The sequence below is a fragment of the Psychrobacillus syltrankelensis genome, from assembly GCF_055454035.1.
The window spans coordinates 3,062,313-3,076,759 of the sequence record NZ_CM144227.1 but is presented as its reverse complement, the minus strand read 5'-3'; the positions used below and the strand labels follow the sequence as shown (position 1 = coordinate 3,076,759).

Genomic DNA, 14,447 nt, shown 5'->3' with positions numbered 1-14,447 from the left:
TCATTTCTGACCGATTAGCATTTTCCAAACAAAAAACTGCTTGCGCTTGTTGGAAACAACAAGTGCAAGCAGTCTTTTTATTTAAATTGCTACTGCACTATCAATAACTTCTTTCGGAATAACAATTTCATTCACTTCATTAAAGTTGGAGAAATCGGATTTAACGTTTTGTTTAATATTTCTTTTTTCTCCATTAATGGTCATATCCATATCAAAAAATACATCCACTTTATTTGTTTGGAATGAATTTTTATCGATGTGAATTAAGTAATTTATTGAGTTAATGGTCATATCCATATTTACTTCTTCGTCGATACTTTTAAGAGCTTCTTCCATTTCTTTTTTTACTAGCTCTGTAAATTTTTCTCCAGAGGCTTGTAATGTAAGAATATAATTATCCTTGTCTTGTTCGAATGTAAAATCATCTAAATAGCTTTTAATTATTTGCAATTGTTTCGTTGGATTAGATTGATCAGTAGTTTTCATCATTTGATCCATCATTTCTTTAGGAAACTTCATCCATTGACCCGATTGGGCTTCATACATGTAGAAAGCATCTTTCGTGATATAGCTTTCTATCTCAATATCTTGGGCTTCCAAGCTTTTGTCATCCGATTGCATGCTGGTAGTTCCTGTTTGGTGAATTTGCATAGGATCCAATCTATAATCCATGTCCATAATTGAACTAACATTAATATTCATATCTTGAGCAGGCAATTGCATCGTTTGATTCATATCTATTTTTGCCTTCACACTCTTTAGTTCTTCCGATGCTTTTAGTGACTTATCGTATACTTCTTTAAGTGTTAACTTACTTGTCTCGGTTACATTTGTATTTTTTACCGGATCAGCAGCCTCATTACAAGCTGCTAAACCTAATGCTAATGTTGCAACAGCTAATAGTGTGTTCCATTTCTTCATCTCGTTTATCATCCCTTCTTATCAGATAATAACTTTACGAGGAAGGTTTGAGAAAAGTTTCATTTATAATCTATTAACGTACTCCACGCATGTATTTTTGGATAAGCGGAGTTAGAAAGTACAATAATAATCCTAGAACAATCGCTATAGCACCGATTACTCCGAAATACACAATCTCATTTTCAGGCGTATATAGTTTTACCACTTGAGCATTAATCGCTTGGGCAGATGCATTCGTTAAGAACCATAAACTCATAGTCTGTGCCGCGAAAGCGCCAGGAGCAAGCTTAGTTGTTGCTGATAAGCCAACTGGTGAAAGAAGTAATTCACCAAGAACAACTAAGAAGAAACTCAACACAAGCCAAAACGGATTAACAAGCGTTTCAGTTCCATTTAAATATGCAGGAATAATCATGACGATAAATGACAAACCTGCAAAGAATAATCCATAAGCAAATTTTCTAGGCGTCGAGGGTTGTCTATTCCCCAGCTTTATCCATAACCATGCAAAGACTGGAGCTAATGCAATAATAAATAAAGGATTCAACGATTGAAACCAAGCAGGTGAAATTTTAAATGAACCAATCATTAAGTTCACTCGTTCATCTGCATATAAAGCTAAAATATTGGATCCTTGCTCTTGAATAGCCCAAAACATCATTGCCGCAACAAACAAAGGGATATAAGCAAGTAATCTTGACTTTTCATCTGCAGAAGTTTTGCCACTTCTATACATGACGATAAAATAGAGCGTTGGAATAACAATACCTAAAATAGAAACCGTCATTGTAAAAACATCAATGTCCATAATACCTTGTTGAACTAAAATGAATCCAACTATTAGTACCAAAATGATTGTTGCACCAATTCGTGTAAGCACTTTTTTTCGTTCTTCTTTCGACATTGGGTTTGGTACATACGATCCTGCTAAACCAAGATACTTTTTCTTCGTTAGTAAGAAGACAATTAATCCAATAGCCATACCAACAGCAGCAATCCCAAATCCTAAATGGAAATTGTACTCGAGACCAATCGTTCCTACGATTAAAGGAGCAATAAAAGCCCCAGCATTAATACCCATATAAAAAATACTAAAACCAGAATCACGACGAACATCGTTTTCCGAATACAAATCTCCAATAATACTTGAAATATTAGGTTTTAACAGTCCAGATCCAATAATGATTAAAGCCATCGAAATAAATAACGGAGTCATCCCACCAGGAAATGACAAAACGATATGTCCAAACATTATTAGGAGACCACCGAAAAATACTGTTTTAGTAGTTCCGAACAATCTATCTGCTATCCAGCCACCAATTATTCCAGACATATAAACAAGTGATCCATATACAGCCATGATTGAATTGGCAGTGGTTTTATCAATACCTAATCCACCTTGTGTCACTTCATAGTACATATAATAAATAAGAATTGCGCGCATTCCATAATAAGAAAAACGCTCCCAAAACTCAGTGAAAAATAGAGACATTAAGCCTTTCGGGTGTCCGAAGAATCCTTTTTGCGGCACCGATTGGACTATTTCTTTTTTTGTAGCCATGATCCTACCTCTTTTCTAAATGTAACATATTATATCTTTCCCTTTTTCCAAAGTCAAAAAACATTCTATTTCGAAATATTCACCAAGGAAAAAAATTTGATATATTTCGACTTTTGAAGTTTTTCGGTATAATAGTCGTTATGACACAGGAAAGGAGTAGATTTTGTGTTAAAAAAGTTTTTTTCATTTTATATTCCACATAAACGATTATTCATCATCGATTTTAGTAGTGCTGTATTCGTTGCTATTTTAGAGCTTGCGTTTCCTGTTGCAGTTCAATGGTTTATCGATAAATTATTACCTACTGGTGATTGGAATATGATTGTAAAGATAAGTATTTTGCTATTGCTAATTTATATGTTAAGTACTTTTCTCAACTATGTTGTAAGTTATTTAGGTCATAAACTAGGCATTAATATCGAAACAGACATGAGGCAGCAATTATTCAATCATGTACAACGACAATCGTTTCGGTTTTTTGATAATACGAAAACCGGTCATATTATGAGTAGAATTACGAATGACTTATTTGATATTGGCGAACTTGCTCACCATGGTCCAGAGGATTTATTCATCGCCATTATGACACTCATCGGTGCTTTTGCTATTATGTTCCATATCAATCCGGAGCTCGCACTTATTGCAATTATAATGGTGCCGTTCTTAGCGTTTGTTGCAACATATGGAAACATTATGATGAATAAAGCATGGAAAAACATGTATGGTAAAATTGCAGACGTTAATGCCCGAGTCGAAGATAGTGTTTCTGGAGTACGCGTTGTGCAATCATTTACAAACGAAAAATTTGAAATTGCTCGCTTTCAAAAAGATAATGGACAATTCCGTATTGCCAAGCTAGTAGCTTATAAGGTAATGGCAGGAACACATTCGAGCATTTATATGATGACTCGCCTTGTGACATTGGTCGTACTTGTAGTGGGAGCATGGTTTACAGTTAAAGGAAAACTATCAACAGGAGAGCTTGTGAGTTTTATTCTCTATGTTAATGTGTTAATAAAGCCGGTTGATAAAATAACAGCACTTCTTGAGTTATATCCTAAAGGGATGGCAGGATTTAAACGATTTTTGGAACTCATGGAGCAGGATCCTGAGATACAAGATAGCCCAAATGCTCTAAATGTATCTCACTTAAATGGAAATATTGAATTCGAGAATGTTAGCTTTAGATATGATAATCACAAGTCTGTCTTAGAGGATATTAACTTATTAGTAAAAGCTGGTGAAACAGTTGCATTTGTAGGTCCATCAGGAGCCGGGAAAACGACTATCTGCTCACTCATCCCTCGTTTTTATGATGTAAATACAGGTGCTATAACGATTGACGGATTAAATATAAGAGATGTGACAATGGAGTCATTACTTTCTCAAATTGGGATAGTGCAGCAAGATGTGTTTTTATTTACAGGTACTGTTCGTGAGAATATTGCATATGGTAAAAAGGATGCTTCCGAAGAAGAAATTCAAGATGCAGCGAAAAAAGCGCACTTAGAAGGTTTTATAGCATCACTTCCAGATGGATACGATACTCAAATTGGTGAACGCGGACTTAAATTATCTGGCGGACAAAAGCAGCGTTTAGCAATCGCTCGCATGTTCTTGAAAAATCCACCGATATTAATTTTGGACGAGGCTACTTCAGCTCTCGATACCGAAACAGAAAAGATCATTCAACAATCCTTAATGGAGCTTGCAGAAAATCGGACAACACTTATTATAGCTCACCGTTTAGCAACTATACGTGATGCAGATCGTGTAATAGTAGTCACAGAAGATGGAATCGCAGAAGACGGAACTTATAATGAATTAGTTGCGCAAGATGGCATTTTCGCTAGATTGCATAATATACAGTTTCAGGAAGTTTAACGAGTAAAAGCTGCTCCGCATATTGTGTGAAGCAGCTTTTACTTTGTTTTAAATTTGTATACTCTCGCTTTAGGGTTACGTGCTCTCGCCCGACTACTTGTTGCTCTCTTTTGACGACATGCTGCTCTCGTATTACGTCTAAACTCTCTCGTTCAGCGACTGTGCTCTCGTATATCGGCTACACGCTCTCGTTCGACTACTGAGTGCTCTCGTATATCAGCTAAACGCTCTCGCTCGATGCTTAGTCTTCATTTAACGATTAAAGCTCCACAATTAATAAAAGACTATCCAAATAGTCGGAAGTACTCATCCTACTGTTTGAATAGCCATTATTAGTTATTGAACAAATATAAATTCTTGAAATCGATCATAATCAGCCTTTTTCAATTCTACTTTAACAAGCGTACCCTCTTCTTCATACGAAGTTGATTTCACTGAAGCGTACTCATTTAAATAGGACACTATATCGCCTCTACCAAAAGGTACGAGCATGGAGCATTGTAAGTAATCGGAAAAAATATGCTTTTTAATGATTTCTAGTAGTTCATCTAGTCCTGTACCTTCTTTCGCAGAAATCCAAATATTTTTTCCTGCAACATGTGGATACTTCATTTCTGCAAGATCTGATTTATTGTATACAAAAACAGTAGGAACATCTTCTACTCCAACAGCGAGTAGTGTTTCATTTGTTATGTCCATCATGTAGCGATGTTCGTCGTTCGATACATCCACAACATGTAGAAGTAAATTTGCATCACGTGCTTCTTCTAAAGTTGAGCGGAAAGCTTTTACTAGATGATGTGGAAGTTTGCTAACGAATCCAACCGTGTCAGTTAATAAAAACTCTTTTTGATCGGATAATTTTATTTGTCTAACAGAAGTTTCAAGTGTTGCGAAAAGCATGTCCTTTTCAAATACTTGCTTCGATTCTAATTGCCCTACTTTATTGAGAAACTGATTCATAATGGTTGACTTACCAGCGTTCGTATATCCGACCAAAGAAACTACCGGAATAGCATTTTTCTTCCGTTGCTTTCGTTGTGTTTCTCGTTGATCTTTTACATGTTCGAGTTCACGTTTTAGTTTTGCAATTTGGTCTTCAATTTTACGTCTATCTAGCTCTAATTTTGTTTCACCAGCACCACGGTTTTTGAATCCTCCACCTGTTCCTCCTCCTTGTCGACCCAGTGAAGCACGAAGACCGACTAATCTAGGCAACATGTATTGAAGTTGTGCTAGCTCTACTTGCATTTGGGCTTCGTTCGATTTAGCTCGTCGTGCGAAAATATCTAAAATTAGCATCGTTCGGTCAATTACCTTGCAATCCAAATCTCTTTCTAAATTTCGAATTTGAGATGGAGATAACTCGTCATTAAATATGATGAGGTTTGCACCTGCTTCCTCATAGAAGTTTTTAATTTCTTCAACTTTCCCAGTTCCCACATAATGGGATGAGGTGACTCTATTTAAATTTTGGGTAACTTCCCCAACAACTTCTACATTTAAAGCTTCTGCTAAATTGTGTAATTCCTCTAATCCATAGTCAAAATGCTCATCATGCTGCAAATTGACCGCTACAACGATTGCCTTTTCTATTAATTCATCCAAAATGCTTCCCCCTCTTAACAAAAACGATAAGTTGCTTGTTCATATATAATAGCTTCTTTAATATCAGATCCACTAATATGAATACTTCCAAGCCGTTCTTTCGTACCGTTTTCTAACTTTTTGAATACTAATTTCGTATTAGATAAAAGTAATGTCTGATTATCCTGTTCATTTAAATCAAAGATATTTTTCCACTTGTCCATTACTTCCCTTGGATTTACTACATGAAACTCACAAGCATTTATGGACAATTTCAGATTACTCTCATCGATAGTACCCTCTTTTTGAAGTAAATTATAGCGCTCTTTATCACTTTCTTCCCACTCTATAAAGAATGGAGTTGGAAGTGCTTCACTTACTACCTCTTTTACAAAAAGCATTTTCCACTTACGCACTAAGCCACTTGTCAATTTTCTTTCAGCATGTAAAATTCCCGATGTTTCTATACCTTTTTCTTCGAGTTTCAAGCATAGTTCGTCAATTGATGAAGTCCTGATACATATTGTCCCAAAACCCGGCCCTGTTTTCAAATCATGTAGGAATAAATCGATTAATGGGTGATTGGATTTGGCTGCAACTTCTTCATGCTCTAATGCCAACCATTCAATATAGCTATTTTTTGTATATAGAAGAGCATTATATGTACCCCAGTGAGTATGCTGACCTCCAACTACTGCGTGGAATCTTTTTTCACACCAATCCCCCGCTACCTCTTTTGGTGTTTTAGTTACATGATGAACAATATGATCTAAATACATGATTTACCTCTTTTCATATTATGTAGGATCTTTCCTGAAACAAAAAGAGGTGACGATGAAGAACTGCCACCTCTTTTTTGACAATTTCCCGGGAAATGTGTCGATTGCATATCATCCTTCTGTTTTTTGTTTCGACACAAACAAGCTCCGCCTTTTGAATGTAGTACATTTCCTTTTATTCTATCACAAAATTCAGATGAAATAGACTTTTCCTCTACCAATTGACAGATCTCTGGTACATGGTAAAATCCTAATTACTTTAGTGCTTCGAAGCGTTGAATTACGAAAGTGAAAGTTTAATAATAACCTAGGAGGATATACTATGTTTCGAATTCGATCGACGATAACTCCTTCATTTATGGAGGCAGTATTGCTAATTATATCGATTATTACCATAATGGCAGTTTGTATTATCAAATTTGATGCTGTTCCACATATGCCTATTTTGCTAGCAATCTTACTACTTATCACGTATGGTCTATGTAAAAAAGTACCTTACAAAAAATTAGAAGAAGGTCTGGTTGAAGGCTCGAGTGCTGGGCTTGGAGCAATTTTCATTTTTTTCTTTATTGGAATTTTAATTAGTAGCTGGATGATGAGTGGAACAATTCCAACGCTTATATACTTAGGGTTCCAGTTTATCTCTCCTCACTTTTTCTATGCTATAGCATTTGTTGTGACATGTATTATTGGTTTATCAATCGGAAGTTCCTTAACAACGGTCGCAACAGTTGGGGTTGCATTTGTTGGCATGGCAAGCGCTATGGATGTTTCTTTAGCTATTACTGCTGGAGCTATTGTTTCAGGTGCTTTTTTCGGCGATAAAATGTCACCATTATCGGATACGACAAACCTTGCATCAGCTATCGTACATGTAGATTTATTTGAACACATTCGTAATATGGGTTGGACTACAATCCCCGCATTCTTCATTTCGCTTGTTGGATACGGTATTTTGTCACCAAATAATGAAATACAAAATATTGACCAAATAAATACCTTTCAAGAAGGACTCCTGAAAACCGGGTTGATCCATTGGTACGCCTTACTACCACTTGCTTTACTTGTCTTACTTTCATTTAAAAAAGTACCCGCTATTATTGCTCTTGCTTTAACTTCAATTGCCGGTATAATCGTTTCTTATTTCCATCACCATTTTTCCTTGGGAGAAGTGTTAAACATATTATTTAGCGGTTATACATCTCATACAGGAATTGAAGTAGTTGATTCGCTGCTTACACGTGGTGGTATGAATAGCATGATGTTCACCATATCACTTGTAATACTTGCTTTAAGCATGGGTGGACTTTTATTCACACTTGGTATCGTGCAAAGTCTTCTGTTGAAAGTGGAGAGCTTGTTAAAAAGTGTAGGGTCTGTCATTACTGCAGCCGCATTTACTGCAATAGGCGTGAACACATTAATAGGCGAACAGTATTTATCGATTTTATTGACTGGGGAAACATTTCAAGCACAATTTCAAAAAGTTGGGTTAACAAACAAAAACTTAGCGCGCGTGATGGAAGATGCTGGTACAGTCGTCAATCCCTTAGTACCATGGAGTGTCTGCGGAATATTTATCACGAAAATACTTGCAGTATCAACGATTGACTATTTGCCATTCGCCTTTTTCTGCTTACTTTGTCCGATACTTACAATATTATTTGGTTGGGCAAGAAAAACATTAACTTATGTTGAGGGGAAATAGACTCCATTTATTGTATTTCCCAACTAAAATTTTGCGTTTTTCCAACTAACCTAGAATCTTGTTGTTGTGATACACTAATCCCATGTATCTTACGAAAAAGAAGGCGAATTTTAATGGAATTTCAAGAAATGAAAGAATATATGATCGAACAAACTTTAAATAAGCAGTTGATTGCTGCAACCATTAGTCAACCACGTGCAAAATCTAATGAAATAAAGCGAGTAAAACTAAAACCGATTGAAATAAAAAATATGTATCATATCCAAATAGAATATCAATACGAACGTATTTTAAAACATGAAAATATCCCAATAGAAAACTTTGCAGAGTCATTGGAAAACCTCTTCGAACAATTCCGTCAAATACATGCAGATTTCATAACAGAAAAAGTACAAGTCCAGCTTTCCAAGAAAAACAAAGTTATGTGGAAATCGGAGAAAACTGCTTCTTCGAAAACAGTGAATTTATCTCATAATCGGAAAAAGAACTATCTTTTAGACGAGGACACACCCTATCCCTTTCTTATTCGTTTAGGTGTACAAACAGCAGAAGGTAAAGTTAAAAAGCAAAAGTATGATAAATTTAAGCAAATCAATCGTTTTGTGGAGTTTATTGACGATGCACTTGCTCACTTACCAAAAGGTAAACCTGTTCGAATCCTCGATTTCGGGTCTGGGAAATCATATTTAACATTTGCACTTTATCATTATTTAAAAATCGAAAAGGGATTCGATATTCGTGTAACCGGCCTTGATTTGAAAAAAGAAGTTATAGAGGAATGTGCGGTGATTGCAAAAGATTTAGGCTATGATAAGCTTGAATTTTTAGTAGGAGATATTAATGATTACAACGAAGAAACAGCGGTGGACATGGTTGTTACGCTTCACGCTTGCGACGTGGCGACAGATATGGCTCTTGCACGCGCCGTCAAATGGGGAGCAAGTGTAATATTAAGCGTTCCTTGCTGTCAGCACGAACTAAATACCCAACTAAACGCACCTGGGCTTGACATCATGTTGAAGCATGGACTTATTAAAGAACGTTTTGCAGCACTTGCAACTGATTCTATTCGAGCTGAAATTCTAAATATGGTCGGTTACGAAGCACAGCTAGTGGAGTTTATCGACATGGAAAATACGCCGAAGAACATTTTGATACGTGCTTACAAGAACGGGAAAAAGGCGAGTGCTGAACAACTGGAAAGCTATAAACAGTTTAAGCAGATGCTAAACGCAAATCCATTTTTGGAGAATGAACTAAAAGAATATTTATGATGACACAAGTGCCTGTTTCTTGCAATATTGTTCATGTGAGAAACAAGCATTTTTTATCAGGTGGGTCTCATCTAAATAACAATGACAGGAGATGAACATATTGAAACAACCAACATTGAAAAAAGTAGCATATGGTGCAGCGATGGCTATCGCTATTATCTTAGTTCATTTTATCAATGCCAGATTATACGCAATGCCTCCGATTTTCGCAATAATTCTAGCAATTTTTATAACCTACTTAGGAATTTCTGTCATAAATAAATACGACAAATTCGATCAAAAAATTTCAAAAACGAAATATAATCTCTTAAACGCAGTAGTCGTATTTGTTCTCTTCATTGCTTACTATACAATTGCAAAATAAAAGGCCGTCTCCAATTGCGGGACGACCTTTGTCTTATAGTTCTTGTCTCAATGCTTGAATGACATCGATTTTCGTTGCTTTTCGTGCTGGTCTCCATCCAGACACCATTGCCACTCCGATACTAATGACAGATGCGATTGCTACAAGCTGCCAAGGTATTAAAGAGAATTTTATAGATAAATCTTGGAACTTGTCCTCACCTAGCGCTGCTCCAACAACCATCGGTAATATCCAGTTCGCTAGTAAACTTACAGCATATGAAATGATAACTGCAAGCACGGTACCAATAATACCGATCCATGCGCTTTCCATTAAGAATAAGCGCTGAATCAGTTTAGGACTAGCCCCTATTGCTTTCATAACACCTATTTCTCTTGTACGTTCAGTTACAGCCATCGTCATTGTATTAAATATACCAATCGATGAAATTAAAACAGCGATTGTTCCTACAAATATTAACCCAATTTTAAATGCCATAAAAAAGACATCTAGTTGCTCTAATTGTTCTGAAACAGAATAGACGCTATAGCCCATATTCTTTAACTCTTCTGTCACTGATTTCACGTGCTCTAAGCTAGACGTATAAATCTTTGTTTGCGTATAAAATAAATCCGTGTTTTCTGCTCCTATATTAGATACATACACATCTTGAAACTGATCTCTCCAAGATTCATCCAATAAAACATTTGTATCGACTATCCAATCCTTTGCCGGTTTTTCAGTTATCCCTACAATTGTAAAATTCCATTTCTCCGGAAACGCTTCTTCTGCATCATATGGCTTAATTGCCATTGTAATTATTTTACCGATTAAGGAATCCTTGAAGCCTCCCTTTGGCACGGATGTTTCTTCCGTACTTTGGCTTTGCTCCATTTCTTTACGCTCAGCATCTGTTAATAAATTCTGCGCAAACTGATACCCTACAACTATTTCATTTGCTTTAGTAGGCATTCTTCCTTCTGATAATTTAAGATTGGACTTTTTTTCTTCCTCAAAATTCGTGAGTTGCATATTTGTTTCTATGGTACGATCTTTTATTTGAGAAATTGCAAGTGCATCCATACGAGTTCTTTGTACGATTGCATGCACATGATCTATTGCTCTAATTTTAGGAATATCGAGTGATTCACCTTCATTTTGATATACTTCTACTTCTGTAATCGCTTGATCCTCTAATATTTCTTTTCGCATTGTATCTTGTATACCAAACCCAATGGACGCAAGTACGATTAAAAATGCGCAACCCATTGTTGCAGCAAGAACCGTCATAAATACACGTAGTCTATTCTTCTTAATATGTTGACGTACAAAGTCGACTTGATCTTTAAATAACATATGTTGTATCCCCCTTCACTAGTTCGCCATCACGCATTCTAAATTTGCGATGTGCAATGCTAGCCACTTCCTCATCGTGGGTAATCATAACAAATGTGACACCTAGTGTTTGATTAAGGTCTTGGATTAGTAATAAAATATCTTGTTCCGTTTCTGAATCTAAGCTCCCAGTGGGTTCATCTGCAAATAAGATTGGAGGATTCGTAATAAGCGCACGAGCAATACTAACTCGCTGTTGTTGTCCACCTGATAGCTCATTCGGATAATGGTCGGATACTTCCTCTAGTCCTACTTTTTTCATTAGTTGCTTTACACTCAATTTTCTTTTTTTAGAAGCCATTCCTTTTAATTTCAATGGTAATTCCACGTTTTCGAATGCAGTTAATCCAGGCATCAATTGGAAGTTTTGAAAGATGAAGCCGAAATTGTTTAATCTAAAATGTGCTCTCTCTGTTTCATTCAAGGTGGCTGTTTCCTGTCCATTAACAGTGATGGAGCCATTTTCCGGGCTCATAAAACCCGCTATTGTATGTAGTAAAGTAGATTTACCAGAGCCACTTTTCCCTACAATCGCAACGATTTCACCTTTCTCTACTTCAAAAGACAAGCCTTTTAATACAGGAACTTTCTTTTCCTTCCCTTTTTTCCCTATTAGAAATGTATGATTGACGTTTTGTACTTGTATCATTTATTTTCTCCTTCCGTATTGCTCTTTACACAGTGTACCGATTGTTTCTTAACATTTAGGAAGGATAATAATGAAGATTTTCTTAAGAAAATTGCAAGGTTCCTTTTAGTGTATCATGGCTTCACTATTTCTAGAGTGCTTTGGACGTAACATTGCCTACACTATTACCGTTTGAATTTTTGTGGATGGAGAAGTAACTGCATCACTTCGCCATCCACTTTTTTCGGTAATCTTGTGGCCGATGTTTGTCCGTCGCCCTCTTGTAATATGTGCGGACATAATGCGTTTCGTTTGGATAATTAGAGAAAAAATACTTTCCTACTCGTTTAAAAGCTTCCGAAGATACTATTTCGGAAGCACTTCACTTTTTTCCCTTTAGATACTATCTATTTTTTCTCTAGTTCCGCTTGCCATATGAATTAGCAAATGAAAGTACCAAACTATGCGACGCGTCTTTCTTATTTGCATGGTGCAAAATCTTGTTTTCGCTACGCTCCAATCAACTAGTATGTATAGGATAATTGCATAATTAAATATATACATTTAATCTATTACCAACTTTTTAAAGAGCAAAAATATCTCTTACTTAGGTAATATTCACATAATGGATTGAAGTGAAAGGTGGCGACTCCAGACGGAGGCCAACAGGATGTTGGTCACGAAGGCGTTGCCACACGATGTGGCGCTCTTAGTCTTCGTTCCTCGAAGACAGATAATCCATCACAACGAACGCGTAGCGGCGGTGATGGAATAACGCTCACCCCACGTAAAACGTCCACCTGAAACGGAAATCCACGGCATTATTTTATTCTTTAAAGTACTATGAACACTGGGTTCATAGGAGGAAAATCCATATACTTTCTTAATCTTTAAGAAAAAAAGTTTTTCAATTTAATCAAACTTTCTGCAACAGTCGCCCGTCTAATGATTGATACGTAATCGCGATACGGAAAAAAGGAGTATAACTATGTCATGACGAAAAAAGAAAAATTTCAACTAGTTGAAAACTATATAGTAGAAAATCAACATGCACATTACCGCTTAGCATTTAGCTATGTAAAGAACAAGGATTCTGCACTAGATATTATTCAGGAAAGTATTATGAAGGCCCTGCGCTCCATTGATTCACTTGAGGAAATTCACTATTTAAAAACATGGTTTTACCGAATTCTAATTAACACGTCGATTGACTTTATTCATAAAAATAAACGAGTAATTGTTGTAGAAGATAATGTTTTGGATTTTCATCTCCCAGCGCATGAAAATGAAATTCCTGATATCGATTTGTATGAAGCAATTGACCAGTTACCTGCAGTTTATAAAACGATTATTATACTTCGTTTTTTTGAAGATATGAAAATTGAGGTCATCGCAACAACCCTTGGTGAAAACACGAATACGATTAAAACAAGACTATACGCTGCACTAAGAAAATTACGATCAAATATGGAAGAGAAGGTGAAATTATGAGTAAGTTAGATGATTCTAAAAAACAATATGATGAAATTCAAATTCCAGAAGAGTTGTCACAAGTAGTACATGACTCCATTAGAAAAGCAAAAAAAATGCAACAGAAGACTAATCCATACAAACAATGGGGAATTGGCTTAGTAGCAGCGGCATCGTTATTTATTACAAGCGTGAACATAAGTCCTGCATTAGCCCAATCCCTTTCCACTGTCCCAGTCCTTGGTTCGATTGTTCAGGTTGTAACTTTACAAGAAATTAAAGTTGCTAAAGACACTTATAATGCAGAGTTAAAAACACCAGGTGTAACTGGACTCGAAAATAAAGAACTAGAAAAAACGTTAAATGAAAAATACATTGCAGAAAACGAAGCTCTGTATGAAAGCTTTCAAAAAGATATGAAAGATTTAGAGGCAGAAGGTGGAGGCCATCTAGGAGTAGCTTCTACGTATGAAATAGTGACAGATACAGATGATATTCTATCAATTAGCCGTTATAATGTGAACACGGTAGGCTCATCTTCAACCACGATGCGTACCGATACGATTGATAAGAAAAATGAAATTCTAATTACGTTACCAAGTTTATTTAAAAATGATCAATATATAGAAGCCATTTCTACCTATATCAAAGGAGAAATGATTAAGCAAATGAAGGCAGATGAAAATATTATCTACTGGGTTGGGAGTGAAGCTGAATTTGAATCATTTGAGGCAATTCGTCCTGATCAAACCTTCTCCATTACAGCCGATCATAAACTAACTATTTCTTTCGATAAATATGAAGTGGCTCCAGGATATATGGGCGTTCTTACGTTTGAAATTCCAACAGATGTTATTCAAGATTTGTTAGTTAGTAATGCATATATAAAATGACCTC

The 14,447-nt window shown here is 36.0% G+C and carries 12 protein-coding genes; 6 read left to right on the top strand and 6 right to left on the bottom strand.

From position 1 onward, the window contains the following. Positions 1 to 81: 81 nt before the first annotated feature. Together ACTSKG_RS15030 and ACTSKG_RS15025 are read right to left on the bottom strand one after the other, a co-directional pair. Positions 82 to 921 carry a DUF6612 family protein gene (locus ACTSKG_RS15030; protein ID WP_464755373.1) on the bottom strand — a complete coding sequence of 280 codons (840 nt, stop codon included), beginning with the start codon at positions 919 to 921 and terminating at the stop codon, positions 82 to 84. A 73-nt stretch (positions 922 to 994) separates the two neighbouring features. After that, entirely contained in the window at positions 995 to 2,482 is a 1,488-nt protein-coding gene (locus ACTSKG_RS15025; protein ID WP_464755372.1) for a peptide MFS transporter, read from the bottom strand. Between the two features lie 165 nt (positions 2,483 to 2,647). Between ACTSKG_RS15025 and ACTSKG_RS15020 the strand changes: the two genes are divergently transcribed. Continuing rightward, a complete protein-coding gene (locus ACTSKG_RS15020) occupies positions 2,648 to 4,366 on the top strand; it encodes an ABC transporter ATP-binding protein (protein ID WP_464755371.1) in 1,719 nt (572 codons plus the stop codon). 336 nt (positions 4,367 to 4,702) lie between these two features. Here ACTSKG_RS15020 and hflX read toward each other — a convergent pair whose 3' ends face one another. Together hflX and ACTSKG_RS15010 are read right to left on the bottom strand one after the other, a co-directional pair. Beyond that, positions 4,703 to 5,974, bottom strand: a complete 1,272-nt coding sequence (hflX, locus tag ACTSKG_RS15015; RefSeq protein ID WP_464755370.1) for a GTPase HflX — start codon at positions 5,972 to 5,974, stop codon at positions 4,703 to 4,705. A gap of 14 nt (positions 5,975 to 5,988) precedes the next feature. Further along, a complete protein-coding gene (locus ACTSKG_RS15010; protein WP_464755369.1) occupies positions 5,989 to 6,732 on the bottom strand; it encodes a VOC family protein in 744 nt (247 codons plus the stop codon). 322 nt (positions 6,733 to 7,054) lie between these two features. Here ACTSKG_RS15010 and nhaC point away from each other — a divergent pair, with 322 nt between their 5' ends. From nhaC to ACTSKG_RS14995, 3 genes are all read left to right on the top strand, one after another. Further along, the gene (gene nhaC, locus ACTSKG_RS15005) at positions 7,055 to 8,440 is read left to right on the top strand and encodes a Na+/H+ antiporter NhaC (protein WP_464755368.1); all 1,386 of its coding nucleotides are present in this window, start codon (positions 7,055 to 7,057) and stop codon (positions 8,438 to 8,440) included. Between the two features lie 113 nt (positions 8,441 to 8,553). Continuing rightward, positions 8,554 to 9,714, top strand: a complete 1,161-nt coding sequence (locus ACTSKG_RS15000; protein WP_464755367.1) for a class I SAM-dependent methyltransferase — start codon at positions 8,554 to 8,556, stop codon at positions 9,712 to 9,714. A 100-nt stretch (positions 9,715 to 9,814) separates the two neighbouring features. After that, complete coding sequence (locus ACTSKG_RS14995; protein WP_464755366.1) at positions 9,815 to 10,078, top strand: hypothetical protein; 264 nt, start codon at positions 9,815 to 9,817, stop codon at positions 10,076 to 10,078. Between the two features lie 33 nt (positions 10,079 to 10,111). Here ACTSKG_RS14995 and ACTSKG_RS14990 read toward each other — a convergent pair whose 3' ends face one another. Continuing rightward, a complete protein-coding gene (locus tag ACTSKG_RS14990) occupies positions 10,112 to 11,413 on the bottom strand; it encodes an ABC transporter permease (protein ID WP_464755365.1) in 1,302 nt (433 codons plus the stop codon). Further along, the gene (locus ACTSKG_RS14985; protein ID WP_464755364.1) at positions 11,403 to 12,101 is read right to left on the bottom strand and encodes an ABC transporter ATP-binding protein; all 699 of its coding nucleotides are present in this window, start codon (positions 12,099 to 12,101) and stop codon (positions 11,403 to 11,405) included. The genes ACTSKG_RS14990 and ACTSKG_RS14985 overlap by 11 nt, the downstream gene beginning before the upstream one ends. 972 nt (positions 12,102 to 13,073) lie before the next feature. Here ACTSKG_RS14985 and ACTSKG_RS14980 point away from each other — a divergent pair. Both ACTSKG_RS14980 and rsiV read left to right on the top strand, forming a co-directional pair. Continuing rightward, the gene (locus tag ACTSKG_RS14980; protein WP_464755363.1) at positions 13,074 to 13,571 is read left to right on the top strand and encodes a sigma-70 family RNA polymerase sigma factor; all 498 of its coding nucleotides are present in this window, start codon (positions 13,074 to 13,076) and stop codon (positions 13,569 to 13,571) included. After that, positions 13,568 to 14,443: an anti-sigma-V factor RsiV gene (gene rsiV / locus ACTSKG_RS14975; protein ID WP_464755362.1), complete on the top strand. Its 876-nt coding sequence runs from the start codon at positions 13,568 to 13,570 to the stop codon at positions 14,441 to 14,443. Before ACTSKG_RS14980 ends, rsiV begins: the two co-directional genes overlap by 4 nt. Positions 14,444 to 14,447: the final 4 nt, after the last annotated feature.